At 69.2% G+C, this 24427-nt stretch carries 29 protein-coding genes; 8 read left to right on the forward strand and 21 right to left on the reverse strand.

Annotation, left to right across the window (positions count from 1 at the left end; all coding sequences use genetic code 11):
• Positions 1-156 precede the first annotated feature (156 nt).
• The 3 genes from ACIBG8_RS27575 to ACIBG8_RS27585 form a co-directional block, all read right to left on the reverse strand.
• The gene (locus ACIBG8_RS27575) at positions 157-546 is read right to left on the reverse strand and encodes a DUF397 domain-containing protein (protein ID WP_397345837.1); all 390 of its coding nucleotides are present in this window, start codon (positions 544-546) and stop codon (positions 157-159) included.
• Positions 530-733, reverse strand: a complete 204-nt coding sequence (locus ACIBG8_RS27580) for a DUF397 domain-containing protein (protein WP_397345838.1) — start codon at positions 731-733, stop codon at positions 530-532. The genes ACIBG8_RS27575 and ACIBG8_RS27580 overlap by 17 nt, the downstream gene beginning before the upstream one ends.
• A 72-nt stretch (positions 734-805) precedes the next feature.
• Positions 806-1672, reverse strand: coding sequence for a helix-turn-helix domain-containing protein (locus ACIBG8_RS27585; protein WP_397345839.1), 867 nt, complete (start codon positions 1670-1672; stop codon positions 806-808).
• Between the two features lie 316 nt (positions 1673-1988).
• Between ACIBG8_RS27585 and ACIBG8_RS27590 the strand changes: the two genes are divergently transcribed.
• Entirely contained in the window at positions 1989-2657 is a 669-nt protein-coding gene (locus ACIBG8_RS27590) for a hypothetical protein (RefSeq protein WP_397345840.1), read from the forward strand.
• Here the strand turns inward: ACIBG8_RS27590 and ACIBG8_RS27595 are convergent.
• Entirely contained in the window at positions 2644-3360 is a 717-nt protein-coding gene (locus tag ACIBG8_RS27595) for a demethylmenaquinone methyltransferase (RefSeq protein WP_397345841.1), read from the reverse strand. The genes ACIBG8_RS27590 and ACIBG8_RS27595 overlap by 14 nt on opposite strands.
• Positions 3361-3438: 78 nt before the next feature.
• Between ACIBG8_RS27595 and ACIBG8_RS27600 the strand changes: the two genes are divergently transcribed.
• Complete coding sequence (locus ACIBG8_RS27600) at positions 3439-4659, forward strand: hypothetical protein (protein ID WP_397345842.1); 1221 nt, start codon at positions 3439-3441, stop codon at positions 4657-4659.
• On the opposite strand, the gene ACIBG8_RS27605 is transcribed toward ACIBG8_RS27600, so the two are convergent.
• Positions 4656-4871, reverse strand: a complete 216-nt coding sequence (locus tag ACIBG8_RS27605) for a DUF4229 domain-containing protein (protein WP_397345843.1) — start codon at positions 4869-4871, stop codon at positions 4656-4658. The two genes, ACIBG8_RS27600 and ACIBG8_RS27605, sit on opposite strands and share 4 nt — an antisense overlap.
• A gap of 256 nt (positions 4872-5127) precedes the next feature.
• Between ACIBG8_RS27605 and ACIBG8_RS27610 the strand changes: the two genes are divergently transcribed.
• Positions 5128-5349, forward strand: coding sequence for a BldC family transcriptional regulator (locus ACIBG8_RS27610; protein ID WP_026214226.1), 222 nt, complete (start codon positions 5128-5130; stop codon positions 5347-5349).
• A 61-nt stretch (positions 5350-5410) separates the two neighbouring features.
• Here the strand turns inward: ACIBG8_RS27610 and ACIBG8_RS27615 are convergent, their stop codons facing one another.
• Positions 5411-5653: a hypothetical protein gene (locus ACIBG8_RS27615; protein ID WP_397345844.1), complete on the reverse strand. Its 243-nt coding sequence runs from the start codon at positions 5651-5653 to the stop codon at positions 5411-5413.
• A gap of 10 nt (positions 5654-5663) precedes the next feature.
• Positions 5664-6569: a hypothetical protein gene (locus tag ACIBG8_RS27620; protein WP_397345845.1), complete on the reverse strand. Its 906-nt coding sequence runs from the start codon at positions 6567-6569 to the stop codon at positions 5664-5666.
• 78 nt (positions 6570-6647) lie between these two features.
• Between ACIBG8_RS27620 and ACIBG8_RS27625 the strand changes: the two genes are divergently transcribed.
• On the forward strand, positions 6648-6941 hold the full coding sequence (locus ACIBG8_RS27625; protein WP_397345846.1) for a PLDc N-terminal domain-containing protein: 294 nt from the start codon (positions 6648-6650) through the stop codon (positions 6939-6941).
• A 6-nt stretch (positions 6942-6947) separates the two neighbouring features.
• On the opposite strand, the gene ccsB is transcribed toward ACIBG8_RS27625, so the two are convergent.
• Genes ccsB through ACIBG8_RS27650 form a run of 5 tightly spaced genes read right to left on the reverse strand, consistent with a single transcriptional unit; the run spans position 6948 to position 11321 of the window.
• Positions 6948-7859, reverse strand: a complete 912-nt coding sequence (ccsB, locus tag ACIBG8_RS27630) for a c-type cytochrome biogenesis protein CcsB (protein ID WP_397345847.1) — start codon at positions 7857-7859, stop codon at positions 6948-6950.
• A complete protein-coding gene (locus ACIBG8_RS27635; RefSeq protein WP_397345848.1) occupies positions 7849-9345 on the reverse strand; it encodes a cytochrome c biogenesis protein ResB in 1497 nt (498 codons plus the stop codon). The genes ccsB and ACIBG8_RS27635 overlap by 11 nt, the downstream gene beginning before the upstream one ends.
• The gene (locus tag ACIBG8_RS27640; protein ID WP_397345849.1) at positions 9345-10067 is read right to left on the reverse strand and encodes a cytochrome c biogenesis CcdA family protein; all 723 of its coding nucleotides are present in this window, start codon (positions 10065-10067) and stop codon (positions 9345-9347) included. The genes ACIBG8_RS27635 and ACIBG8_RS27640 overlap by 1 nt, the downstream gene beginning before the upstream one ends.
• Positions 10060-10626 carry a TlpA family protein disulfide reductase gene (locus ACIBG8_RS27645; RefSeq protein ID WP_397345850.1) on the reverse strand — a complete coding sequence of 189 codons (567 nt, stop codon included), beginning with the start codon at positions 10624-10626 and terminating at the stop codon, positions 10060-10062. Before ACIBG8_RS27645 ends, ACIBG8_RS27640 begins: the two co-directional genes overlap by 8 nt.
• 56 nt (positions 10627-10682) lie before the next feature.
• The gene (locus ACIBG8_RS27650; RefSeq protein WP_397345851.1) at positions 10683-11321 is read right to left on the reverse strand and encodes a histidine phosphatase family protein; all 639 of its coding nucleotides are present in this window, start codon (positions 11319-11321) and stop codon (positions 10683-10685) included.
• Positions 11322-11562: 241 nt separating this feature from the next.
• Between ACIBG8_RS27650 and ACIBG8_RS27655 the strand changes: the two genes are divergently transcribed.
• Positions 11563-12414, forward strand: coding sequence for an EamA family transporter (locus tag ACIBG8_RS27655; protein WP_397345852.1), 852 nt, complete (start codon positions 11563-11565; stop codon positions 12412-12414).
• Here the strand turns inward: ACIBG8_RS27655 and ACIBG8_RS27660 are convergent.
• Positions 12407-13330, reverse strand: coding sequence for a LysR family transcriptional regulator (locus tag ACIBG8_RS27660; RefSeq protein WP_397345853.1), 924 nt, complete (start codon positions 13328-13330; stop codon positions 12407-12409). The two genes, ACIBG8_RS27655 and ACIBG8_RS27660, sit on opposite strands and share 8 nt — an antisense overlap.
• A 168-nt stretch (positions 13331-13498) precedes the next feature.
• On the opposite strand from ACIBG8_RS27660, the gene ACIBG8_RS27665 reads away from it, so the two are divergent.
• Both ACIBG8_RS27665 and ACIBG8_RS27670 read left to right on the forward strand, forming a co-directional pair.
• Positions 13499-14371 carry an EamA family transporter gene (locus ACIBG8_RS27665; RefSeq protein ID WP_397345854.1) on the forward strand — a complete coding sequence of 291 codons (873 nt, stop codon included), beginning with the start codon at positions 13499-13501 and terminating at the stop codon, positions 14369-14371.
• 22 nt (positions 14372-14393) lie between these two features.
• Positions 14394-15077, forward strand: a complete 684-nt coding sequence (locus ACIBG8_RS27670; protein ID WP_397345855.1) for a hypothetical protein — start codon at positions 14394-14396, stop codon at positions 15075-15077.
• On the opposite strand, the gene hemL is transcribed toward ACIBG8_RS27670, so the two are convergent.
• The 7 genes from hemL to ACIBG8_RS27705 form a co-directional block, all read right to left on the reverse strand.
• Entirely contained in the window at positions 15074-16357 is a 1284-nt protein-coding gene (gene hemL, locus ACIBG8_RS27675) for a glutamate-1-semialdehyde 2,1-aminomutase (RefSeq protein WP_397345856.1), read from the reverse strand. The two genes, ACIBG8_RS27670 and hemL, sit on opposite strands and share 4 nt — an antisense overlap.
• Before the next feature lie 33 nt (positions 16358-16390).
• Positions 16391-17020, reverse strand: a complete 630-nt coding sequence (locus ACIBG8_RS27680) for a bifunctional DNA primase/polymerase (protein WP_397345857.1) — start codon at positions 17018-17020, stop codon at positions 16391-16393.
• 139 nt (positions 17021-17159) lie between these two features.
• Positions 17160-18143, reverse strand: coding sequence for a porphobilinogen synthase (gene hemB / locus ACIBG8_RS27685; protein ID WP_397345858.1), 984 nt, complete (start codon positions 18141-18143; stop codon positions 17160-17162).
• Positions 18144-18156: 13 nt separating this feature from the next.
• Positions 18157-19659, reverse strand: coding sequence for a uroporphyrinogen-III synthase (locus ACIBG8_RS27690; RefSeq protein WP_397346195.1), 1503 nt, complete (start codon positions 19657-19659; stop codon positions 18157-18159).
• Positions 19660-19694: 35 nt separating this feature from the next.
• Entirely contained in the window at positions 19695-20594 is a 900-nt protein-coding gene (hemC, locus tag ACIBG8_RS27695) for a hydroxymethylbilane synthase (RefSeq protein WP_397345859.1), read from the reverse strand.
• Positions 20591-21847 (reverse strand): glutamyl-tRNA reductase, encoded by a 1257-nt coding sequence (locus tag ACIBG8_RS27700; RefSeq protein WP_397345860.1) that lies wholly within the window; start codon positions 21845-21847, stop codon positions 20591-20593. The genes hemC and ACIBG8_RS27700 overlap by 4 nt, the downstream gene beginning before the upstream one ends.
• Complete coding sequence (locus ACIBG8_RS27705; protein WP_397345861.1) at positions 21844-22536, reverse strand: redox-sensing transcriptional repressor Rex; 693 nt, start codon at positions 22534-22536, stop codon at positions 21844-21846. The genes ACIBG8_RS27700 and ACIBG8_RS27705 overlap by 4 nt, the downstream gene beginning before the upstream one ends.
• 93 nt (positions 22537-22629) lie before the next feature.
• On the opposite strand from ACIBG8_RS27705, the gene ACIBG8_RS27710 reads away from it, so the two are divergent.
• A complete protein-coding gene (locus ACIBG8_RS27710) occupies positions 22630-22893 on the forward strand; it encodes a glutaredoxin family protein (RefSeq protein ID WP_397345862.1) in 264 nt (87 codons plus the stop codon).
• Here ACIBG8_RS27710 and ACIBG8_RS27715 read toward each other — a convergent pair.
• A complete protein-coding gene (locus ACIBG8_RS27715; protein WP_397345863.1) occupies positions 22844-24268 on the reverse strand; it encodes an antibiotic biosynthesis monooxygenase in 1425 nt (474 codons plus the stop codon). The two genes, ACIBG8_RS27710 and ACIBG8_RS27715, sit on opposite strands and share 50 nt — an antisense overlap.
• Between the last annotated feature and the right edge of the window lie 159 nt (positions 24269-24427).

Below are 24427 nucleotides of genomic sequence, written 5' to 3' on the forward strand. Positions count from 1 at the left end.
GACGGCCTCGGGTGGGGCCTTCCTGTTCCCTTTGTGAAGGTCTTCACAAACTTGTCGCCCGGAAGTCTAACCCTTTTCCGACGCAAGGTGTCAGCCGGGTGCACGTGAAAGCCCTCCGTCGGAAACGGAGGGCTTACTGTGATCACTTGCTGACGGTCAGACGTCGAACTCAGCGTTACGGGCTCCCGCCAGGAACGCCCGCCACTCACCGTGCGTGAACGTCAGCACAGCCCCGGAGGGATCCTTGGAGTCTCGGACGCGGATGGAGTCGGCGGAGCGCAGTATCTCCACACACTCACCTGAGGGCTGACTGAAGCTGCTCTTGAACCACGCGTCAACCTCAGCTGCCATCTCAGCTTCACCGCTCCTGTTAGTCCCCGAGACATGGTTGCCCAGAACCCACGCGGACGCGGGCCCGTGCGAGTCAATCACAGGAGCATCGTGCGCCGAAGATCTAACGTCACAAGGTGTTACAGTTCTGTAACTCGCGCATTGGAGAACCGGTACCGGCGGCCGACTGGGCATTGCCCTAGCCGAACTCTCCATTACGTACTCCTGCCACGAAGGCCCGCCATTCTGCGGCCGTGAAGACGAGGATCCCGCCCTCGGCGTCCTTGGAGTCGCGGATTCCGATCGCGCCGCCGGGCAGATCCGCCACCTCGATGCATTCACCAGTGTTCGAGCTGAAGCTGCTCTTGCGCCAGACGGCGCTGGGATGAGCATGTGGACGCACGCGCATCTCCTCGTCTCGGGGGCACCCTCCATGTTCCCTGAATGGGGCTATTCCATGCCATAACGAGACATGTCATACCGCTGCGAGCGCGCTGATCAGGTCTCTTGAATCGTCCACATCCAGTGCGGCGTCGGAGAGGTGGTCGAAGACGACCGAGAAGTTGTAGGTGATCTGCTCGTCCTCTTCGATGGCCTGGGTGTTGAACGACTGGCTGTAAAGCACGTCGCCCGACAGCTGGCCCAGCCCCTCGACTTCGGGAAAACGGAGGAGGAGCGAGTCGGTCCAGGCTGCCGGATGCCGATCGGCGAGCCGGAGCACCCGAAGGGTGACATTGGGCAGTTCCGCGGCCTTCAGCAGATGGAGGAGCTGGCCGCGCATCACATCCTCATCTCCATACCGCCGCAGGAGGACCGCCTCGTCGATGATCATGGACAGAACGAGCGGCGTGGGCGCGCTCAGCCTCGCCTGCCGGCGCAATCTGATCTCCACAGTGCGCTCGACACGGGCGGGCGAGGTCGAGCCCAGGATCAGATCCAGCCCGTTGACGGCCAAGGCGTATTCGCGGGTCTGCAACAGACCGGGGACCACTGACGTCTGCCAGCCCAGGATCTCAGCCGCCTCGGACTCCAGTCCGATATAGGTGCTCAGGACGTCGTGGAGGTCACTGGCGTACGCCTCCCACCAGCCCTTTCGCTCGGCGTCCGCAGCCAGACCCATGAGCAGCGCCGCGCGCACCTTCGGAGTTCCGTAGCACTTGAGCAGGTCCTGAACGTCCTTACGCTGCGGGACCACCTGGCCGGTTTCGATGCGGGAGATCTTGGAGGTCGACCAGCCGAGCTTCTTGGCCACCTGCGCCCCGTTGAGATCCGCAGCCTCGCGGAGCCGTCGTAGCTCCGCTGCGAGCCGGCGACGACGGAGTGTCGGGCTGACCTCGGCCATCAACCCGGTCTCCTTTCAGAGAAAACCCTATGGATATGCCCGCTTCGTCCCCAGCGCAATCGTCTCCGGGACGCGCGTGTTCCGTCCCAAAGGGAAGCCCGAGCATCGTCCCGGCGGGAATTGCACGGGGCGTCCCTTCGCCACATTCTGAGACTAGCCCGCACTTCCCCTCAACGGGCGGAAAGCAGCCGAGATGAAACATCGGCCCTGAGCGATCGCAGGCTCCACGTGAACGGGCGGATGGTTGCAGCCCATCCGCCCGGGATTCCCACAGCACCCCGAACCTCATCACCTACGGGACATCGGAGCCGTGGACATGAACGACGCTACTCCCTTACGCGCGCGCTTAGAAGAACGATTCTGGCGCGCCCCCGACGCGGTCGCCCAGGCGCACGGATGGCAGATCGGCAAGACGCCCTGGGGCGGGCGTCAGTACCGGGATCCCAGGTTCGACCAGCTCGTCGTGCTTCGGGCGGAGGTGCCCAAGGAGCCGGGCAACGGCGGAGCCAGGCCGCCGGGTGGGTTCGCGGGTGGGCATCCGCGGCACCATCCGGAGATCCCGCGCAACACCGGGCTCCTGGCGGTCCTGGGGATGGTCTGGCGCTGGCGGGTCGAGCTGGGGCTGGCCGGGGCGGTCGGGCTGGGGGTTCACCAGTTCGGCGCCGTCGCGCTCGCTGTGCTCATGGGGCTCGCTCTACCCCCTATACGGCGGGCCGGGGCCAGGCTCGTGGTCAGGCATCGGTTCCAGGGGTTATGCCTCAAGACCGCGATGCGGACGCGGGAAGGGTGGCTGCCGCTCGTGATGAGTACGGCGAGCACCCCCGACAGCACCCTGCTGCTCCTCTGGTGCAGGTCGGGGATGAGCGCCGGGCTCTTCGAGGACTACGTCCCCGAGATCAAGGTCGCCTGCTTCGCCGCCGACGTAGCGATCTTCCCGCACTACCGCTGGCCGCACCTGCTCACGGTCGAGCTCAGGCGGGCTTGAACCCCCGGTGGATGGCGACGATGCCCATGGTCAGGTTGCGCCACGCCACCCGCTCCCAGCCGGCCTGCTGGATGGTGCGGGCCAGGGTCGGCTGGTCGGGCCAGTCGCGGATCGACTCGGCAAGGTACTCGTAGGAGTCGTCGTTGGAGCCGAACACCTTGGCCACCTGCGGCAACATCTTCATCAGGTACTCGCGGTAGACCAGGTCGAACGACTTGACCGTCACGTGCGAGAACTCGAGGATCACCAGCCGCCCGCCGGGCTTGGTCACGCGGAGCATCTCGCGCAGCGCCTGCGCGGTGTCGTGCACGTTGCGCAGCGCCACCGAGATCGTCACCGCGTCGACGGAGTCGTCGGCGAAGGGCAGCTTCATGGCGTCGCCCGCGATGAACGGCACTCCCCCGCCGGTCAGGGCGTTGCCGCCGTGGCGTTGCACGCCGGTCTGCAGCATGCCGAGCGAGAAGTCAGAAGCGATGGCACGCGCGCCGAGCGTGGTGAAGCTGTCGGTGGAGGTGCCGGTGCCCGCCCCGAGGTCGAGCACGATCTCACCCGGGCCCGCGTCGACGGCGGCGGCGACAGCCTTGCGCCACAGCCGCACCTGGCCCATCGAGATGATGTCGTTCACCAGGTCGTAGCGCCGGGCCGTGCGATCGAACATCGCGGCGACCTCATGCGGCTGCTTGTCCAACTGAGCGCGCGTCATGCCCCTAAGCCTAGAGCTATCCCGACAATAAACAGAAAGTAGCACGGGTATTACTCAGAGTATGCTAGGACTTGGCGAATGCTTGCCCGTGCCGCCCTCGCCGCCCTGCTGGCCGCTTCTCCCGTCGCGCACGCGCGGGTGGTCTCGGCCGACCCGGTCGACTACACCCCGCACGTTCTCGACGGCATCGTCAACGCCTTCGCGCTCGTCGGCGACACCGTGATCGTCGGTGGGTCGTTCACCGAGGTCGCCGACGCCCGCCGTACGGTGACGCTGGAACGTGACAACATCTTCGCCTACTCCCTGAGCACCGGCGAGATCCTACCGTTCGCCCCCGAGCTGGACGGCCCCGTGTACGCCCTGGCCGCCGGCGCGGGCGGCAGCGTCTACGTCGGCGGCGACTTCGTCACCGTCAACAGGACCCGCGGCAGGTCGCTGGTCAGGCTCAACACAACGGACGGCGCGCGGCTGAGCTCGTTCAACGCGCAGGTCTACGGCGGGATGGTCACCGCGCTGGCTAGGCGCGGCTCCGCGCTCTACGTCGGCGGTGACTTCACCCGGCTGGGCCGTACGGCAAAGGACGGCCTGGGCAGGGTGAACGCCTCGACCGGCGTCGACGACCCGCACTTCGCCGTCGCGCCGGGCGCGCCGCGCACCCCCAAGGTGAAGGTCTACGCGCTGTCCGCGACCAAGGACCGCCTCGCCGTCGACGGCAGCTTCACCACGCTGGACGGCCTGCCGAGGCCGCAGCTCGGGCTGATCGACATCGGCGGGACCACGGCCAAGGTGGCCGACTGGCACACCGACGCCTACGAGCCTGAGTGCATGGACAGCTTCCCCTCATATGTGCGCGGCCTCGACTTCGCCCCGGACGGAAGCTACTTCGCCGTCGTCACCACGGGCGGCCCGAACGGCAACCACAAACTCTGCGACACGGCGGCCAGGTTCGAGACCTACAGCCGCGGTGATCGAATCAAGCCGACGTGGGTGAACTTCACCGGCGGCGATTCCCTCTATTCCGTCGCGGTCACCGGTGCGGCCGTCTACGTGGGCGGGCACCAGCGGTGGATGAACAACCCGTACGGCAGCGACGACGCGGGGCCCGGCGCGGTGCCCAGGGAGGGCATCGCGGCCATTCATCCCACGACGGGAAAGGCGCTGAGTTGGAACCCCGGGCGGGAGCGCGGGATCGGCGTGAAGGCTTTTCTCGCACACAAAGGCGGACTACTCACCGGTAGTGACACAACCCGCCTTGGACGGGAGTACCATGCCCGGATCGGCATGTTCCCCCTGCCCTAGTCGCCTTCCGGCTTGGGCTGGTCGATCTTGTTGCTGATGCGGGAGCTGACGGCGTCACGCTGCTTGGTCAGCAGGACATAGCTGGCTACGCCACTGGCCACGAAGGCAGCGGCGAAGAGCAGGAACCCGCGCAGGGTAAGTAGATAGAACACGCCGAGGGCCACAAGAAACAGGCCGATCCTGGATGCGGTGTAAACGAGAGCTGGACGCACACGTCGAGGTTACTCGCCCGACGAACCGCCCGCTCTTCGCATCCGACGCGAGCGCTGCTACTGTTCCCAGTCAGGCCCTTTCGTAAAGAAACACCCACGACAGGGCCAAAGAGGCTCTATCATATAACAATCGGGCAGTCAGCTGATAACAACCCGTGATCTTTGTCGAAAACCGCGGATAAATCAGGCTTCGCTCGACACACTTGGTTACCTGTCCGCCCGCTGGCAGGAAGCGGGATGCGAGGGGGAGAGATTGGTGGAGAGTAGCAGCGAGCGTCTGCTGACCCCGGGTGAGGTTGCCGCCCTTTTCCGGGTAGACCCAAAGACGGTAACGCGCTGGGCCGCGGCAGGCCGCATCAGTAGCATCCGTACCCCCGGAGGGCACCGTCGCTTCCGCGAATCGGAAGTGCACGCCCTTCTCCGTGGCGAGGACGTCCTTACGGCCGATCGGCCGGCAGGTGAGTCCCCGCGCGTCTGACGTCACTCGTCAACGGTGATCCTGTACGCCAACAAGCGCCAGGATCACCGGAGCGACCCGGTCACGCGTCTTCCTGTTGCGCTCTGAACGCCAGGAACTCCCGCTCCAGGTCGTCGTTCTCCGCCGCCCACCGCTCCTTGCGCTCGGCGAACTCCGCCTCGGTCAGCGACTCGGGCAGCCACTTCTCGTAGTCGGGATCGCCCGGCCCCACCTCGACGTACGCGTTGCCGATGAGCCGCCCGTCAGCACTGGCCAGACTCTGGGGGACGCGCAGTGTCCCGTCAGCGAGCCGGATGACGTACATGGTTCACCACCTAGATTCCGTAGCGGCGGTTGAAGAACAACATCACATCGAGCGCCATACGCGTGTCGCCGCCGAGCATGTCGAGCAGCGCCGGGCGCTGCCGGGACGCGATCGCGGCGAAGGCGTCGGCGAAGAACTCCTTGCGGCCCAGGCCGTTGCCCTGCCGGTGGAAGGACGACACGAAAGTCGCCCGCTCATACAGTGCCACGAACTCCGCCGAGTCCGACACCCAATCGCCATAGGGCGCCCCGACGTCGTCGATCGCGTGCCCGACCTCGTGCATCATCACGTCGGGCGTGGGCGAGGGCCGGTCCCCCACGACGATCTTGCGCTCGCCGTAGGCGCCCGCGCAGATGTCCCAGGTGGCGCGGCCCGAGGGCAGCGGCGCGCCGCGCAGGTAGCCCATGTCGTCGAGGTCGGGCACGCCGCCCTGGCCGACGTAGATGCCCTCGATGGTCTCGGCGAGCAGGTCCTTGAGCCGGTCGGGCAGCCTGGCCAGGCTCTCCACGGCGCGCACGGCGTCGGCGGACGGCGGGCCCTGGCGGGCGTCCCACTGCCGGTGCAGGATCTTCTCCAGCCTGCCGCAGTGGCGCAGGCCGTCACCGCGCTCCGGTGCGTCGGGGCGGTTGGGCTGGGCGCGCGGCCGGTCGTCCTGGAGCTCGAAGTCGTGCCAGGTGTACTGCGGCCGGTCGGCCACAGCAGCGCCGGGTAAGCGTTCCGCAGGACGGATCTCCGGCTTGCGCAGCGCGGCCAGCTCCCTGGCGCGGAACGAGTCCTCCGAGCGCTTGCCCAGCGACCAGAACGACCGGTCGGCGTCCTTGGGAGCTTCCTTGCGCCGCGAGAAGAGGTAGGACCCGCGACGCCACCAGCGCCCTCTCCGATGACGCCCCGATCCCTCGTCACGAGAATGCGCCATGTACCCCACCGTACGACGCTGATCTTGGATAAGTAACCAGAAAACACGATCACGCGTCGAATGGCTTACAGTTCGGACATGGCAGGTGTGCTGATCGGCCTTGCGATCGTGGCCTTCTGGCTCTACACGTTGTTCGACGTCATCACCACGCCGGAGGAGGAGGCCAGGAACGTTCCCAAGGCCCTCTGGGTGGTCGTCGTCCTCCTCGTCCCGGTCGTCGGCGGCGCTTTCTGGCTGCTGTACGGCAGGCAGAACGAGGAGCGCGAGCTCCGCTCCCCCGCGCGAGCCGCCAGACCGGGACCGCCGAAGGGCCCGGACGACGACCCCGAGTTCCTCAGAGACCTCGAACGCCGCCTGCGCGACGACGAGTGACCCCTCCTACAGGCCCGAGTAGCTGTGCAGGCCGCCCAGGAAGATGTTGACGCCGACCAGGTTGAACAGCAGGCAGCCGTACGCCACGAGCTGCACGATCGCCGCTGACTTCCCGCGCCACCCGGCCGTGACCCGGGCGTGCAGGTAGGCCGCGTAGGCCACCCACGTGATGAACGCCCAGACCTCCTTGGGGTCCCAGCCCCAGTAACGCCCCCACGCCTTGTCCGCCCACATGGCGCCGGCGATGACCGCGAACGTCCACACGGGGAAGGCGAGCACGATCGCCCGGTGCGCGGCGCGCTCCAGGTCGGCGCGCGCGGGCAGCCGCGACAGCCCGTCGCCCCTGACGAGGTAGAGGATCCCCGCCACGGCGGCCAGCGTGAACAGCCCGCTGGCCAGGATCGCGGCGGTGACGTGGATGGCGATCCAGTAGGAGTTCAGCGCGGGCACCACCGGACCGGCCGCGGTGTAGAGGAACTTGACGGCGAAGCCGAGCCCGAGGGTGGCGGCGATCGTGACGAAGGCGCCCAGGAAGCGCACGTTGTAGCGCGTCTGGGTGAGCAGGAACGCCGTGATCGCCGCGAAGCAGATCCCGATCACGAACTCGTACATGTTGCCCCACGGCCACCGGCCGACCGACAGGCCGCGCAGCACGATGGCGGCCAGGTTGCTCGCCCAGCCGATCCAGGTCAGCACGATGGCGACCGTGCCCGCCCTGACCGCCCAGGCAGGCGGCGCCTTGGTGGCGACGGCCGTCATCGTGGCGCCGCCGCTCTCGGAGGCCGCCTGCGAGGCGGTGTCCACGGTGGCTTTGCCGTACGCCAGGTCGAGCGCGAACCCGATCATGGCGGCGAGGTAGAGCAGGACGGAGCCCAGGACGAGCTGGTCGCTCAACTGGGCCAGTTGCTCAGCGGACATCCTTGTCTCCTGCTGATAGGGCCTTCACGATGTCGGCGAACTCCTCGGCGAAGCCCGCTGCGGAACCCTCGGTGCGCGTGAGCGCACCCACTTCGATGCGTCCCTCGGAAGAAACGCGCACGAACACGCGGCGTCGGCGGATCATCAGGGAGAGCGCGATGGCGATGGTCGCCACGGCCGCGGCCACGAGCACGGGCACCCGGCCCGGGTCGTAGGCGACCTGCAGCGTCATCCACTCCTTCACCGCGGTGAACTCGATCTTGCCGACCCCGCCGGGGAGCTCGACCGACTGGCCAGGCGAGAGCGGCGGGCCCGCCTTGGCCCCCATGAGCAGGGGCTTGAGCGTCTTCATGATCTCCGGCGGCGCCAGCTCGTACACCGACCTGGGAATCCCCGTGCGGTCGCCGAAGTCGCCGGAGAACGCGCCGAGCAGCTGCACCTGCGGCCTGAGCGCGCCGGGGAAGAGCGAGCCGCCCTGCCCGTCGCTCATCGGCAGGAAGCGCAGCAGGAACCCGAGCTGCTCCGGCTGGGCGTCGACCGCCTTGACCACGCAGCCGGAGACCAGCGTCGGCTTGTACTCGATGAGGCAGGGCACCGGGCCGTCGAAGACCACGTTCCCCTTGCCGTCGGTCACCTTGAACGCGGGCGCGTAGCCGTGCCCGATGAGGTAGGTCTGCGTGCCGTTGATCTCCAGCGGCTCGTTGACCTTGAGGTCGTACGGCCTGGCCTTGGCGCCCGGCGCGTCCTCCACCTGCAGCTTCGCGGTGTAGTCGAGCTCCTGCCCGTTCTTCTCGCCGCCCACCTGGTAGCTGGCCTGGAAGTCGTCGAGGTGGAAGGAGAACGGCTCCAGCGACTCGGCGTTGACCTGGCTGCCCGGGATGTAGCGGTCGTAGTTGGCCACGGTGTTGGCGAACCCGTCGCCCTCCATCACCAGCACGTTGCCGCGGTAGCCGTACAGCGAGCCGATGCCGACGGCCACGAGCATGCCGAGCAGCGCCACGTGGAAGAACAGGTTGCCGGTCTCGCGCAGGTAGCCCTTCTCTGCCGACACCCAGCCGTCGCCGGTGCTCACCCGGAAGCGCATCTTCCTGAGCCGGGCGGCCGCGTCGTCGAGCGAGCCGTCCACGGTCGAGTGGTGCGGCAGGCGGGACAGGTTGCGTGGCGCGTCGGGCGGCCTGCGGCGCAGCTCGCGCAGGTAGACCGCGGTGCGCGGCAGCACGCAACCGACCAGCGAGGTGAACAGCAACAGGTAGATCGCGGCGAACCACGGCGAGGTGAAGACGTCGAAGAGGTTGAAGCGTTCGTACCACTCGGCGAGCGCCGGGTCGTTCTGGTAGATCCGCGCGACCTTCTCCGGCTCCACCCCGCGCTGCGGCACGAGCGAGCCGGGAATCGAGGCCAGCGCGAACAGGAACAGCAGGATCAGCGCCGTCTTCATCGACGTGAGCGTGCGCCAGAACCATCTGGCCCAACCGGCTACACCCATCAGATGCTCGTCTCGAATCCGCCGATGAGGACCTGCATGCTCGCGATCAACTCTCCCCACAGACCGGTGACGAGCAGGATCCCGACCACGACCAGCAGGCCGCCGCCGATCCTGGTGATGAGCTGCGAGTGGCGCCTGATCGCCTTGAACGTGCGCAGCGCCCAGCTGTAGGCGAACGCGGCCAGGACGAACGGCAGCCCGAGCCCGAGCGCGTAGGCGACGGCCAGCAGCGCGCCGCGAGAGGCGCTGCCCTCGGTCGCGCCCAGCGTCAGCACCACGGCCAGCGTCGGCCCGATGCACGGCGTCCAGCCCAGCCCGAACACCACCCCGAGCAGCGGCGCCCCGGCGAGGCCCGCCGCGGGCAGCTTGTGGATGCGCACGTCGCGCATCAGCCCGGGGATCACCCCGAGGAAGGCCAGGCCGAGCACGATCGTGAGGACGCCCAGCACGCGGGTGATGATCTCGGAGTTCTGCAGCAGCACGCCGCCGATGCCGCCGACCAGCGCGCCCGCCGCCACGAAGACGAGGGCGAACCCGGCCACGAACAGCGCCGCGCCCATGACCAGCCGGTTGCGCTTGGGGTCGGCGCTCATCCCCGTCACGTACGACAGGTAGCCGGGGACCAGCGGGAGCACGCACGGGGACAGGAAGGACACCAGCCCGGCGAGGATCGCGATCGGTACGGCGAGCAGCAGCGACCCCGAGGCGACGACGTCACTCATCGCGCACCTTGGTGACCGCGTTCATCAGGTCGGTGTACTTGACCGCGCCGAGCGCCCGCCCGGCCACCCTGCCCTGCTCGTCGATGATGAGCGTGGACGGGATCGCGGCCGGCGGCACGGTGCCCTGGAAGGCGAGCGCCACCTTGCCCGGCTGGTCGAAGATGCTCGGGTAGCCGGTCTGCTCGGTGCGTTCGAAGGCCTGGGCGCGCGCCTTGTCGTCCTTGAAGTCGACGCCGATGAACTCCACGCCGCTGTTCTTGGTCTTGGCCGCGATGTCCTTGAGCACGGGCGCCTCGGCCCTGCACGGGTTGCACCAGGACGCCCAGAAGTTGATGACGACGACCTTGCCCTTGTGCGCGGCGAGCGAGGCGGTGCCGCCGTCGAGGGTGGGGCCCTCGATCGCGGGCGCGGCCTTGCGGTCGGCCGCGGGGAACAGCGTGACCTTGCCGTCGCCTGCGACGAACCTGGTGTCACCCGCCTGCGGCTGGCCGCCCTGACTGCCGGCACAACCGGCGAGGGCGAGCGCCAGCACGACGAGGGAGATGCTCTGAGCGCGCACGGGAGAAAGATCTCCTTGTACTACAACCGGTAGAGCTTGTAACTGTACCGGCGGGATCACGCGCCCGGCACACTAGGGCCCTTCACCAGAGATCCGGCGGGTTCGCTGTAGCCGATGCTCATCAGCCGGTCGCCGTCGAAGGTCAGGCTGGTGAGGCTCGCCAGCGAGCACTGCCTGCGCCGCGGGTCGTGCCAGAGCCTGCGCCCCTCGGCGGCCAGCCTGATGATCCAGATCGGCAACTGGTGGCTGACCAGCACCGCCTCGTGACCGCGCGCGGCCGCTCGGGCGTCGTCGATCATCGTGCGCATCCGGTCGACGACGTCGACGTAGCGCTCGCCCCACGACGGGCGCATCGGGTTCCAGAAGTAGCGGTAGTGCCTGGGGTTCTTGAAGACGCCCAGGCCCATGCCGACCGCCGAGCCTTCGAGCAGGTTGGCCGCCTCCAGGAGGCGGTCGTCGAGCACCGGGGTCAGGCCGAGGGTGGCGGCCAGCGGGGCGGCCGTCTCCTGGGCACGTTCCAGCGGCGAGCTGAAGAGCGCGGTGATGTCGCGGTCGGCCACGGCTTTGGCGACCGTTTCCGCCATCAGCCGCCCGGTCGCCGACAGGTGGAAATCGGGCAGCCTGCCGTACAGGACGCCTTGGGGATTGTGCACCTCGCCGTGCCGCAGCAGGTGAACGACGGTGGTCTCAGCCATGGTGTGGCTCAGCCTAGCCGCTCCGATGGCCGCGATAGGCGACCCGGGGGTCGGCCCGAAAGTGAACCGAAGGTAAAGTCCAGGTTGATTGCGCCTAGGGTTCCGCCATCCGGTCCGCCCATGACCACACAACAAGGGCCGGGGGTCAGGTCCGAGCGGCGCCCCGGTCCGTGAGGGCCGCACAGCTGACGGGACAAAAGCCTGGAGGCTCCTATCCGCCACATCCGGAAGGAGTCTCCTCGTGAGTCCCCTGGCTTTACTTCTCATCCTCGTCGCCGCCGTGGCGCACGCCTCGTGGAACCTGCTGAGCAAGCAGGCGTCCAAGGCCGACGGCGTGGTCTTCCTCTGGCTGGGCGCCACCGCCTCGACGGTCATCTGGGGGCCGGTGGCGATCGGCTACCTGGTGGCCACCGGCACCCCGGTGACGCTGCGGGACGTCGGGGTGATCTGCGGCAGTACGGCGTTGCACGTCGGATATTTCTTGCTGCTCCAGCGCGGCTACCGGTACGGCGACCTGTCGATGGTCTACCCGGTCGCCAGGGGCACCGGCCCGATGCTGGCCAGCGCGGTGGCCGTGCTGTTCCTCGGCGAGCACCCGGCTCCAGCGGGCATCGCCGGGATCGTCCTGGTGGGCGTGGGCGTCCTGATCATCAGCGGCGCCCGGTTCAAGGCCGACAAGGGCCTCCTGTACGGCCTGGCCACCGGCGTGTTCATCGCCGCTTACACGGTGTGGGACGCGCAGGTCGTCGGGGTGTTCATGGTCGCGCCGATCCTGCTCAACTACGGCGGCGAGGTCGGCAGGATGCTCGCCCTGAGCCCGCTGGTCTGGCCCAAGCGGCACCTGATCGGTCAGGTCTGGCGCGAGCACCGGCCGCGCGTCCTGGGCGCCGCCGTCCTCGTCACGCTGTCCTACCTGCTGGTGCTGATCGCCTTCACGATGGCGCCGGTCAGCGTGGTCGCCCCAGCCAGGGAGGTGAGCGTGCTCGTCGCCGTGCTGCTCGGCGGCAGGCTCCTGGCCGAGGGCGGGCTGCGGCGCAGGCTGCTGGCCGCCGGGATCATCCTCGGCGGCGTGGCGGCCATCGCCTTCAGCTGACGGCCACCCAGCCGTTCTCCAGCGTCGCGCTGGCCTGGACGAGCGCGTCGACCGCCGCCCTGATCGCGGGGCGGCGGGCGGCGTCGGTGCGCCACAACGCGTAGATGCGCCTGGTCTGCCTGGGCAGGAGGGGCACCACGCGCACGCCGTCCGGCACGCAGTCGCGGCCGAGCCTGGGGATGATCGCGCAGCCGAGCCCGGCGGCGACCAGCGCGAGCTGGGTCGGGTACTCGTCGGCCGAGCAGAAGATCTCCGGCTCGATCTCGGCGCTGCGCAACGTGAAGACCAGCCAGTCGTGGCAGATCGTGCCAGGCGAGGAGCTGATCCACCGCTCCCCCTGGAGCTGTGCCAGCTCCAGCTCGCGCCGGCCGGCCAGCGGGTGGTCGGCGGGAAGGACGACGTCGGCGATGTCGTCGATGAGCGTCTTCCTGGACAGCCCCTCGGGCATGGCCATCGGCCGGTTCAGCCAGTCCTGCACCACGACCAGGTCGAGCTCGCCCCTGACCACCTCGCGCAGCTGCCGCTCCGGCTCGCGCTCGTGCAGGTGCACCGCGAGGTCGGGGTGGCGCTCGCGCAGCGTGCTGAGCGCCTGCGGCATGAGGCCGCGCGCGGACGTGGGGAACGCGCCGACGTTCAGCCTGCCGACGACCTCGCCGCGCAGCGCCTCGAAGTCGGCTTCCGCGGTCTCGACCAGGGCAAGGATGCGTTCCGCGTGCTCGGCGAGCAGGCCGGCCGCGTCGGTGAGCTTGATGCCGCGGCCGTTGCGCTCGATGAGCGTGGCGCCCGTCTCGCGTTCGAGCTTGGCGATCTGCTGGGACACCGCGGACGGCGTGACCATGAGCGCGTCGGCCGCCGCGCCCACCGATCCGTAGACGTGGACGGCGTGCAGGGCCTTGAGCCGGTTCAGATCCAACACGTAAGCCAGTCTAAAGGGTTTAGCGTAGAAAGTCTCGATTGTGCTCGACCGTGTAGCAACGGAAAATAGATGCATGAGAAAGAACCAGAAGAACACCGCCGAAGTCTCCTACCTCAAGCAGCTCGCCGAGCAGGCCCGGATCCGTCACGGCAAGTCCCCCCGCACTCGGTGAAACCCCGCCACCTGGCCCTCGCCATCGGCCTCGCGGCCGTATGGGGATTCAACTTCGTCGTGATGGAAGTGGGCCTACGCCACTTCCCGCCGCTGCTCTACGCAGGCCTCAGGTTCACCCTGGCCGCCTTCCCCGCTCTGTTGATCGTGCGGCGGCCGGGTGTTCCCTGGCGATGGGTCTTCGGAGTCGCGGCCGCGATGGGAGTCGGCCAGTTCGGCCTCCTGCTCATCGGTATGCGAGCGGGAATGCCGGCGGGGCTGTCCTCGCTGGTCCTGCAGTCACAGACCCTCTTCACCGTCCTGCTGGCCGTGACGCTGCTCGGTGAGCGGCTCACCAGCCGGCGGGTGACCGGCCTGATCGTGGCGTTCACCGGTCTGGTCGTCGTCGCCGTCGACTTCGGAGCCTCGGGCCCGGTCGGCGCCTTCGCCCTCTGCGTCGCCGCCGCGTTCGCCTGGAGCATCGGCACGATCCTCCAGCGCAGGGCAGCGCCGCCCGACTCGCTGCGGTTCATGGTGTGGGTGAGCGCGCTGTCCGCGCCGCCGCTCCTCGCCCTGTCCGTGCTCGTCGACGGCGTCCCCACGCTGAACGCGCCGGTCGAGGGCTGGTTGTCGCTGGCGTACGTGGCCTTCATCTCCACGCTCGCCGGGTTCGGCGTGTGGGGCTACCTGCTGCGCCGCTACGACGCCTCGGTGGTCGCGCCGTACACGCTGCTCGTCCCGGTGTTCGGGATGTCGTCGGCGTTCCTGGCGACCGGCGAGCCCGTCTCGCCGCTCAAGCTGACCGCCGCCGCGCTGATCGTCTGCGGCGTCCTCTACGCGGGCACCCGCCCCGCTCCTCAGCCCGTGGCCGACCCCCTCCCGGTGCGCTGACCAGCCCGATACCCTGCGGCCCATGAAGAAAATCGTGGTCTTCGCGCTCTCCGCCCTGTTACTCCTGAGCGCGAGCCCCGCGGCCGCCGAGGGGCCGAAGCCGCTCACCAAGGCCCAGCTCAAGGCCGCCCTGTTGACGCCCAAGGACCTCGGCGGCGGCTTCCGCGTCGTCAGGCCCAAGCGCGCCGACGAGAAGGGCCTGCCGATCGGCGTCAACAAGACCAGCCAGGCCTGTCTCAAGGCGTACCGCGCGCTCAAGCCCCTGTGGTCGGGCGTCCAGGGCACCGTGTCCCTGCAGAGGAACCACGACAAGGTCGTCGACAAGCAGGTGGACGAGGCGATTCTCACCGGCACCGCGGCCCAGCTCAAGCGGTGGGAGAGCGCGGCGGCGACGCTCGAGGCCGAGTGCCCCGAGTCGTCCAGGACGGAGGGCTCCTACTACGGCAGCCTCGATGCCGGCACGTACGGCGACGCCACCTACGCGCTCCACCTGTGCTGGCACTACGACCAGAACGGCGACAACACCGACTGCGACGCCGTCGGCGTGGGCATCTTCCAGAACCTCGTCATCATCCGGGTGAAGTCCGCCATCATCGGCGTGGTCCACACCGGTTACAACAACTACGACGAGCACGCCTACGACCCCGAGTACATCAAGGAAGTCGCCGAGAAGGCCGCCGCCAAGCTGACGGCCGTGGCGGGCTAGGCCCGCACCCGCTTGGCCGCCAGGGGCAGGGCGTCGGCGATGCGCTCCAGCGCCTCCTCGTCGTGCGCCGCCGACAGGAACCAGGCCTCGTACGCCGAGGGCGGCAGGTAGACGCCGTGGTCGAGCATGGCGTGGAAGAACGACTTGAACGCCTCGGTGTCCTGGGCCTGAGCCTGGGTGAAGTTGGTCACCTGCGCGTCGGTGAAGAAGATCGAGAACAGGTTGCCCGCCCGCTGCAGCCGGTGCGGGACGCCTGCCTGCGTCAGCGCCTCCGACGCCAGCCGCCCCACTTCCATGGCGGCGGCGTCCACGCGCTCGTAGGCCTCGTCGTCCAGCGCGCGCAGCGTGGCCAGGCCGGCGGCGCAGGCCAGCGGGTTACCCGACAGCGTGCCCGCCTGGTAGACCGGGCCTTCGGGGGCGAGCTGCGCCATGACGTCGGCGCGGCCGCCGAAGGCGGCGGCGGGCAGGCCGCCACCCATGACCTTGCCGAACGTCATGAGGTCGGCGTTCACCGGGTCGAGGCCGTACCAGCCCGACTTCGAGACGCGGAAACCGGTGAGCACCTCGTCGACGATGAGCAGGGCGCCGTTGCGCGCGCAGATGTCCTTGAGGAAGGCGTTGAAGCCCGGCTGGGGCGGGACGACGCCCATGTTGGCCGGGCACGCCTCGGTGATCACGCAGGCGATCTCGGCGGTGCGGAACGCCTCCTCGACGGCCTCGACGGAGTTGTAGGGCAGCACGATCGTGTCCGCGGCCGAGGCGCCGGTGACGCCGGGGGTGTCGGGCAGCCCGAACGTCACGACCCCGGAACCGGCGGCGGCCAGGAGCGCGTCGACGTGCCCGTGGTAGCAGCCGGCGAACTTGACCACCTTGGACCGCCCGGTGAACCCCCTGGCCAGCCGTACGGCGCTCATGGTGGCCTCGGTGCCCGAGCTGACCAGGCGGACCTTCTCCAGCGGCGCCACCCTGGCGACCAGCTCCTCCGCGAGCGCCACCTCGCCGGGCGTCGCCGTACCGTAGGAGAACCCGTGCGCCATGGCGTCGGAGACGGCCTCGACGACGGCGGGGTGCCGGTGCCCCAGGATCATCGGGCCCCAGGAGCAGACGAGGTCGACGTACCGGTTCCCGTCGACGTCGGTGATGTACGGCCCCTGACCCGCGGCCATGAACCGGGGAGTGCCACCCACGGCCCCGAAAGCCCGCACGGGGGAGTTCACACCACCAGGCACGACGGCTCGGGCGCGGGCGAAAAGGTCTTCTGAGTTCTGTGTACGGCTCACGCCGCCAAGCCTAGGCGTATTGGGCGTCGGCCCTCAGGTCAGCCAGTCGAGGACGCGGAGCGGGTCGGGGAGCGGGCGGCCGTCCGGGGGGCGGAGCCACGAGATCGACTGGCCGTTCGGGAGCAAGGAAGGGGGCGCGAGGACGTAGCTGTCGCGGCAGTGCCAGCGCAGCCCCGGGGTCTCGTCGATCGTGGCCGGGTCGCAGTCGAGGTTGCACGACCACCACTCATCCTCGTCGTCCGGATTTCCCCGGGTGGCCACATAAAACAGGACCCGGTCGCCGTTAGCGGCTACCGGGCCCGGGTCGAATCCTGCTGCGTCAATGCGGGAGAGGGCGGAGAGCCCCACGGCGAGCGGTACGTCGAACACGTCGAACACCTTGCCCGTGGGGAGGATCACGTTCGCCTCGGGCTCGCGCTGCCACCAGGCGGTGAGCAGCGCCGTGTCCGTCGTCGCCTGCAGGTGCCAGGCGGGCGAGAGCGGATGCGCCCCCGGGTCGGGACAGCCGACCCGGTCGCACGAACACGCTCGGGCCCCCGTACGCATGGGATGCGCCCCAGGCACGACCGGCCAGCCGAGCGCAGCGAACCCCAGGACAGTGTCGATCCGCGTCGGATGCGACGCCCGTTTCCGCGTACGCCGAGCCAGTGGTACCCCGACCATGGTGTCTCCCGTCCAAGTCCCGTGCACCAAGCCGTCCCGACTCCGGGCCTACGCACACAGGAAGTCTTCACATGGGACACACCAGCACTTGCCATTGCACTCTAACGCATAGGTCCCATGACCGGACGGGAAACCCCCGTTAGAGGCGGCGCGCCACCTCGGTCGCCCAGTACGAGAGGATCAGGTCCGCGCCCGCGCGGCGGATCGCGACCAGCGATTCCATGATCGCCCGGTCCCTGTCGATCCACCCGTTGGCCGCCGCCGCCTCGATCATCGCGTACTCGCCGCTCACCTGATAAGCGGCCACGGGAACGTCCACGGCATCGCGCACCTGGCGGAGGATGTCCAGGTAGGCGAGGGCGGGCTTGACCATCACGAGGTCCGCGCCCTCGGCCAGGTCGAGCTCCACCTCGCGCATCGCCTCGTTCAGCGGCCCGGCCGGATCCTGCTGGTAGGCGTTGCGGTCGCTGAAGTTCTTCGGCATCTCCACGGCCTCGCGGAACGGGCCGAAGAAGGCCGACGCGTACTTCACCGAGTAGGCCAGGATCGGTACGTTTTCGAAACCTTCGGCGTCGAGCGCGCCCCTGATCGCGCCGACCTGGCCGTCCATCATGCCGCTCGGCGAGATGAGCTGGCAGCCCGCGCGCGCCTGGGCGACGGCCATGGAGGCGTAGCGCTCCAGGGTGGCGTCGTTGTCGACCTCGCCGTCGGGGGTGAGCACCCCGCAGTGGCCGTGGTCGGTCACCTCGTCGAGGCAGGTGTCCGCGCCCACGACGAGCGCGTCGCCCACCTCGGAGACCACGTCGCGCAGCGCCCGCTGCATGATCCCGTCGGGGTCGTCGGCGGCCGAGCCGATCGCGTCCTTGACGGCCGGGATCCCGAACAGCATCACGCCGCCGACCCCCGCGTCCGCCGCGTCGTGCGCGGCCTTGCGCAGGGAGTCGAGGCTGTGCTGGTACACACCCGGCATCGCGCCCACCGGCTGCGGCTCGTCGATGCCCTCCTTGACGAACAGCGGCAGGATGAACTGGGAGGGGTGCAGGCGAGTGCCCGTCACCATCCTCCTGAGCGCTGCCGTACGGCGCAGCCTGCGAAGTCGAGCAACGGGAAACTCAGCACTCACCTGGAACAACCCCCTATTTGCGTCTGCGCGCTCCCCGGCGGTTCTGCGAGGGCCGCCGAGGGACGTCTCCGGCCGAGATCGCGGCCTGCCTCAACTTCTGACCGTACTCGGCGAGAGCGGCGGCGAGCGCCGAAGCCGAAGGTTTGTCCGCCATGACATCGACGCGCAGCCCGAACTCCTCGGCCGTCGCGGCGGTCTGCGGCCCGATGACCGCGATCGCCGTGACGTTGTGCGGCTTGCCCGCGATGCCGACCAGGTTGCGCACGGTCGAGGACGAGGTGAACAGCACCGCGTCGAACCCGCCGCCCTTGATGGCCTCGCGGATCGGCTGCGGCGGCGGAGCGGCGCGCACGGTCCTGTACGCCGTCACGTCGTCGCACTCCCAGCCCAGCTCGGTCAGCCCGGCGACCAGCGTGTCCGTGGAGATGTCCGCGCGCGGCAACAGCACCCGGTTGATCGGGTCGAGCATCGAGTCGTACGGCGGCCACTCGGCGACGAGCCCCTCGGACGACTGCTCGCCGGAGGGCAGCAGGTCGGGCTTCACGCCGAACTCCACCAGGGCCGAGGCCGTGGCGTCACCGACGGCGGCCACCTTGAGCCCGGCGAACGCGCGCGCGTCGAGCCCGTACTCCTCGAACTTCTCCCGCACCGCCTTCACCGCGTTGGCGCTGGTGAACGCGACCCACTCGTAGCGCCCGGTGACCAGGCCCTTGATGGCGCGGTCCATCTGCTGCGGCGTGCGCGGCGGCTCGACCGAGATGGTCGGCACCTCCTCGGGCACCGCGCCGTAGGACCTGAGCTGCTCCGACAGCGAGGCCGACTGCTCCTTGGTACGCGGCACGAGGACCCGCCAGCCGAACAGCGGCTTGGTCTCGAACCACGACATGCGCTCGCGCATGCCGACGGCGTCGCCGACGACGATCAGCGCGGGCTCCTCGAAGCCGGCGTGCTTGAGGTCGGCCTGCAGCCTGCCCAGCGAGGACACGACCGTGTACTGCTCGGTCGTGGTGCCGGAACTGCTGACCGCGACCGGCGTGGTGTCCGGCTTGCCGCCGGAGATCAGCGCCTTGCCGATGGCGACCGCCTCGGCGATGCCGTTGTAGATCACCAGCGTTCCCGGGCAGGCGGCGTGCGAGGACCAGTCCTGGTCCTGCGCCGCGTCGACGACCCTGAACTCGGGTACGGCTGTCGCGGGCGGGATGCCCGCGTAGGTGAGGACGGCCGTGGCGGGCGGGACTCCCGGCACGATCTCGAAGTCCACCTCCGCCGCGGCGCAGGCCGCCACCTCCTCGGTGATCGAGGAGAACAACATCGGGTCGCCTTCGCACAGCCTGACGACCAGCTGGCCGTCCTTGGCCAGCTTCACGAAATCGCCCTTGACGACCTCGACGTCAGGGCGGCAGTGACGCAGCAAAGGGCCGAACGCGTCCTCATCGAGGACCACGGCATCGGCCTTGGCCAGCAGCTCGGCGCCACGCAGCGTCAGCAGGTTCGGGTCTCCTGGACCCGCGCCCACGAAGGCCACGAAAGCGGTGGTTGGACTATCGGAGCTCAATGGGACTGCTCCCCCATCAATCTGTCGGCCCCTTCGGCCAGCATCTCGGCCGCGAGAAGGCGGCCCAGATTCACGGCGTCCGAAGGAGAACCGGCGGCGGACTTGCGGACCGTCTCCGTGCCGTCGATGGCGACGACGGAGGCGGTCAGGGTAAGAGTGTGCCCGTCATCGACGGCGTACGCACCGACCGGCGCGGAGCATCCCGCTTCGAGGGCGGCCAGCACGGCCCGCTCAGCCGCCACGGCGGAGCGGGTGCGCGGGTCGTCGAGCACGGAGAGGAAGGCGACCAGGTCAGCCCGGTCGGAGAGGCACTCGACGGCGAGCGCGCCCTGGCCTGGAGCGGGAAGCATCTCGTCGACCTCGAAGATCTGGGCGATCTGCGCCTCCCTGCCGATCCTCGTCAGACCGGCGGCGGCCAGCACCACGGCGTCGAGCTCGCCCGAGGTGACCTTGCCGATCCTGGTGTCGGCGTTGCCGCGGATCGGGACGTACTCGAGGTCGTGGCGCAGCGAACGCAGCATGGCTATGCGGCGCGGCGAGCCGGTGCCCACGCGGGAGCCCGCCGGCAGGTCGGCGAACTTGTGCGTACCCACCAGGGCGTCGCGGTGGTCGTGGCGCGTCGGGATGGCGGCCAGGACGACCTGCGGGTCCTGCTTGGTGGGCAGGTCCTTGAGCGAGTGCACGGCGAAGTCGATCTCGCCCTCGACCAGCTTGTCGCGCAGCGCGCTGACGAAGACGCCGGTGCCGCCCAGCTGCGCGAGCTGCGCCTTGGTCACGTCGCCGAACGTCGTGACGCCGACCAGCTCGATGGCCTGGCCGGTGCGCTCGGTGTAGAGGTCGGCGACCATCTGCGACTGCGTGGTCGCCATGAGGCTCCTGCGGGTGCCCAGCTTCACCTCTCCACCTCCCTTACGGCTTCAGGCATCTTCGGGTCGAGATCGAACAGTTCGCGGAGTGCTTCCGCATAATGATCGCCCGCCGGGGAGGTGGCGAGCTGTTTGACACGCACAGTGGGCTCGTGCAGCAATTTGTCGACCACCCGCTGGACCGTCTGGGTGACCTCGGCGCGGACCTTGCCGTCGAGGTCGGGAACGCGCATGAGCAGCCTGCCCAGCTCGGCCTCGACGACCCCCGCCGCCTTGCTGCGCAGGGCCACGACGGTCGGGGTGACCCGCGCCGCGCGCTCGGCGCTGAGGAAGGCGTCGAGCTCCTCGGCGACCAGCGTCCTGACCGCCTCGACCGCGTCGCCGCCGCGCGCGCCGATGCCCGAGCGCTGGATCGTGTCCAGGTCGACGAGCGTGACGCCGGGCAACTCCCTGACGGCCGGGTCGATGTCGTGCGGCAGCGCCAGGTCGAGCAGGAAGACGCTCCTGGTGACCATCTCGGGGGTGATCACGTGGTGGCCGGCGCCGGTGCAGGTGATGACCAGGTCGGCCTCGGCCAGCTCCTGGGCGACGGCCGACAGCTCGACGGCCCGGCCGCCCACCGACTCAGCCAGCCGTACGGCCCGCTCGAACGTGCGGTTGGCCACGACGATGTCGCTCACGCCGGCGCGGGCCAGGGTCGCGGCGGCCAGCGCGCTCATCGAACCCGCGCCGACGATCAGGGCGCGCGTGCCGACGACGCGGCCGGCCAGGGCGAGGCCCGCGCTCACCAGCGAGGAGCCCGCGTGGTCGATGCCGGTCTCGGAGTGCGCCCGCTTGCCCACCCGCAGCGCGCGCTGGACCAGCTCGTTGAGTGTGGCGCCGACGGTGCCGCGCTCCTGGGCCAGCTTGAGCGACTGGCGCACCTGGCCGAGGATCTGCGCCTCGCCGACGACCATCGAGTCGAGGCCGCACACGACGGAGAACAGGTGCTCCACCGCGCGGTCCTCGTAGTGCACGTAGAGGTGCGGCGTCAGCTCGTCGACCGGCACGCCCGTGTGCACGCCGAGCAACGCCGTGACGGCCGAGACCGCGGCGTGGAACCGGTCCACTGCCGCGTAGACCTCGACCCTGTTGCAGGTGGAGACGACCATGACCTCGGCGACGCAGAGGTCCTGCTGGACGTCGTAGAGCAGCTTGTCCAGGGCGTCGCCGGACAGCGAGACCCGTTCGAGCAGCGCCACAGGCGCCGTCCGATGGCTCAGCCCGATGGCCAGAACGCTCATTGGCTATCCACGGCCATAAGTGGCCCCCCACTTTCGCGATCCGTTTTGCGCTGCTCGTGGAACGCAAGGATCTGCAGCTCGATCGATAGGTCGACCTTACGGACATCGACGCTGTCAGGCACGGAAAGCACGACGGGGGCGAAGTTCAAGATGCTCGTGACCCCGACCGCGATCACCCGGTCGCACAATTCTTGCGCCGCGGCGGCCGGTGTCGCCAGCACCACTATCGAGACTCCGCGCCGCTTGATGACGGCTTCCAGTTCGTCGATGTGCTCAACATTCAACCCCGCGATGGCGTCGCCCACGATTTCGGGGTCCGCGTCGAGGAGGGCTGCGACCCTGAAGCCACGGGAGACGAATCCGCCGTAGTTGGCCAGGGCGCGGCCGAGATTTCCGACTCCGACGATGGCCACGGCCCAGTCCTGGGTGAGGCCCAGCTCGCGGGAGATCTGGTAGACGAGGTACTCGACGTCGTAGCCGACGCCGCGAGTGCCGTAGGAGCCCAGGTGGGACAGGTCCTTGCGCAGCTTGGCCGAGTTGACGCCGGCCGCCACGGCCAGGTCCTCCGAGCTGACCGTCGCGACGCCGCGCTCTGCCATCCCGTTGAGCGCCCGCAGGTAGAGCGGGAGCCGGGCGACCGTCGCCTCGGGGATGCCTCGGTCGCGCGATGAGGACGGATCTTTGGACACGTGCCGGAGCTCCAGGGATCAGTGGGATAGAACCATCCTTCAGGTTAATCCCTTTGTGAACCGATGCACAAAGTCGCGGCTAGGGTGGACGGTATGCATCGCGTCACCCTGCTCGGAAAACCAGGCTGCCACCTCTGCGAGGACGCGCGTGCGGTCATCGCCAGAGTCGCGGGCGAGCTGGGCGTGCCGTGGGAGGAAGTGGACATCAACTCCTCCCCCGAGCTGCTGGAGAAGTATTGGGAGATGATCCCCGTCACGCTGGTCGACGGGGTGCAGCACGACTTCTGGCGCGTGTCGGAGGACCGGCTCAGAACAGCGCTGTCGGCAGCGGGACCACCTTCGCCGCCTGCACGTTGAGCTCGATGACGTTGGTGGCCAGGACCATCATCTGACGCTCGTTCACGAACCGCTCGACGTGCGGCTGGCGCTGGTGGTCGGTGTAGGCCACCTCGTCGCGGTAGAGCTCGTAGACGATGCGCTGCAGCGGGGCCGACTTGACCGCGTGGCAGGCGTAGATCAGCGTGTCCGGCTCGCCCCGCCGTACCGCCTCGACGGTCTCGTCGGCCAGGCGGTCGAACACGTCGCCGGAACCGTCCATGATCGTGAAGACGGTCAGCAGGCCGTAGATGCTGGGCGACGGGCGCGAGGAGGCCGCCTGCGCCTGCTGGTGCGGCTGCGGGGTGTACGACAGGTCTGCGCCGGGGTAGACGACGCCCGTCGCGGGCATCGCCCCGGTGACCGGCATGGGCGGGGGCGCAGGGGTGGGCATCGGGGTGGGCATCGGGTAGTCGGGCCTGGAGTGCGACCCGGTCTGGTGCTGCGGACCGGTCTGTGGCGCGCCGTACAGCGGGTCGGCGCCGTTGGCCATGATGTAGCCGGTCGCCGGGCCAGCCTCGAAGGGGTTGGGCTGCGGCGCCTCCCCGCGGTACTCGGCCACGAGGTCGCCGAGCCCCGACCGCCTGGGCTGCGCGGGAGCCACCGGCTCGGGCGCCGCTCTGCGGCCGGTCGACGGCCGGTCCCACTGCTCGTCCTTGATGGCGGATTCCTCTTCCTCGTCGTCGTACGGCGCCAGCGGGCGCAGCACGCAGTACCAGACGGCGGCGGCGGCCACCAGGAGCAGCGCGGTGGTGAAGACGCCGGGCACGGTGAACCTGAGCGCGCCGACCAGCGCGATGCCCGAGGGCGCGATGACCAGCGTGGCGTGCAGGTTGTCGGTGTCGAGGTCGTCGCCGCTGCGCCAGCGCAGCCCGGCGACGAGCATCGCGCCCAGCATGATGAGCACGGCGATCGCGTGCACGCCGACCAGCAGGTACGGCACGGCGAACGACCAGTGCGCCGAGGCGGCGGGCAGCGCCTTGCCCATGCTCTCCGGCGCGAGCACCGGGTCGAGCAGGAAGATGACCGTGCCGACCACGGTGAAGGCGATGCAGAACAGCCAGGCGGCGAACTTGGCGGGCACCTTGGTGGCCAGGAGCTGGATGAGCCCGATGGCCAGCCACAGCGGCGCGATGAACGACCCGGTCAGCTGGTAGATCTTGAAGGTCCAGGTGCCGAAGCCGACCAGATAGCCGACGCCGACGGTGCCGAGCGCGACGCAGAGCGCGGCGGCCGCGACGACCCAGGCGACGAGCCAGCCTTCCGTCTCTTCCGCGATCCGGCGGACCAAGGCAACCGTGGCGATCGCGGCGAGTAGCGCGCCGGCGAAGGCAAGGACAGCAACGAGGATCTCCATGGTGACTCCAATGCTGCCGGACTATGCCTCCCAGCCGGTAGCCGAAGAGGGAACGGGTCGGTCCACACCGTATCCGGGGATGTAGGCTGCCCTGCCCCTCCCTGCGGTGCATTGTGGAATTTCCAGATGATTTCTAGAGTGTTCGAGCACGCCGCACCC

This window comes from Nonomuraea sp. NPDC050556 (assembly GCF_044457355.1).
Lineage (GTDB): Bacteria > Actinomycetota > Actinomycetes > Streptosporangiales > Streptosporangiaceae > Nonomuraea.

Excerpts from the sequence above, each read along its gene's own strand:
- ACIBG8_RS27595 (WP_397345841.1), bottom strand. The coding sequence starts at position 3,360 with ATGACGCGCGCTCAGTTGGACAAGCAGCCGCATGAGGTCGCCGCGATG.
- ACIBG8_RS27635 (WP_397345848.1), bottom strand. The coding sequence starts at position 9,345 with ATGGGTGTAGCCGGTTGGGCCAGATGGTTCTGGCGCACGCTCACGTCG.
- ACIBG8_RS27715 (WP_397345863.1), bottom strand. The coding sequence starts at position 24,268 with ATGGAGATCCTCGTTGCTGTCCTTGCCTTCGCCGGCGCGCTACTCGCC.
- ACIBG8_RS27640 (WP_397345849.1), bottom strand. The coding sequence starts at position 10,067 with ATGAGTGACGTCGTCGCCTCGGGGTCGCTGCTGCTCGCCGTACCGATC.
- ACIBG8_RS27670 (WP_397345855.1), top strand. The coding sequence starts at position 14,394 with ATGAAGAAAATCGTGGTCTTCGCGCTCTCCGCCCTGTTACTCCTGAGC.
- ACIBG8_RS27650 (WP_397345851.1), bottom strand. The coding sequence starts at position 11,321 with ATGGCTGAGACCACCGTCGTTCACCTGCTGCGGCACGGCGAGGTGCAC.
- ACIBG8_RS27620 (WP_397345845.1), bottom strand. The coding sequence starts at position 6,569 with ATGGCGCATTCTCGTGACGAGGGATCGGGGCGTCATCGGAGAGGGCGC.
- ACIBG8_RS27590 (WP_397345840.1), top strand. The coding sequence starts at position 1,989 with ATGAACGACGCTACTCCCTTACGCGCGCGCTTAGAAGAACGATTCTGG.
- ACIBG8_RS27600 (WP_397345842.1), top strand. The coding sequence starts at position 3,439 with ATGCTTGCCCGTGCCGCCCTCGCCGCCCTGCTGGCCGCTTCTCCCGTC.
- ccsB (WP_397345847.1), bottom strand. The coding sequence starts at position 7,859 with ATGTCCGCTGAGCAACTGGCCCAGTTGAGCGACCAGCTCGTCCTGGGC.
- ACIBG8_RS27615 (WP_397345844.1), bottom strand. The coding sequence starts at position 5,653 with ATGTACGTCATCCGGCTCGCTGACGGGACACTGCGCGTCCCCCAGAGT.
- ACIBG8_RS27575 (WP_397345837.1), bottom strand. The coding sequence starts at position 546 with ATGGAGAGTTCGGCTAGGGCAATGCCCAGTCGGCCGCCGGTACCGGTT.
- ACIBG8_RS27585 (WP_397345839.1), bottom strand. The coding sequence starts at position 1,672 with ATGGCCGAGGTCAGCCCGACACTCCGTCGTCGCCGGCTCGCAGCGGAG.
- ACIBG8_RS27700 (WP_397345860.1), bottom strand. The coding sequence starts at position 21,847 with ATGAGCGTTCTGGCCATCGGGCTGAGCCATCGGACGGCGCCTGTGGCG.
- ACIBG8_RS27625 (WP_397345846.1), top strand. The coding sequence starts at position 6,648 with ATGGCAGGTGTGCTGATCGGCCTTGCGATCGTGGCCTTCTGGCTCTAC.
- ACIBG8_RS27710 (WP_397345862.1), top strand. The coding sequence starts at position 22,630 with ATGCATCGCGTCACCCTGCTCGGAAAACCAGGCTGCCACCTCTGCGAG.
- ACIBG8_RS27680 (WP_397345857.1), bottom strand. The coding sequence starts at position 17,020 with ATGGTCGGGGTACCACTGGCTCGGCGTACGCGGAAACGGGCGTCGCAT.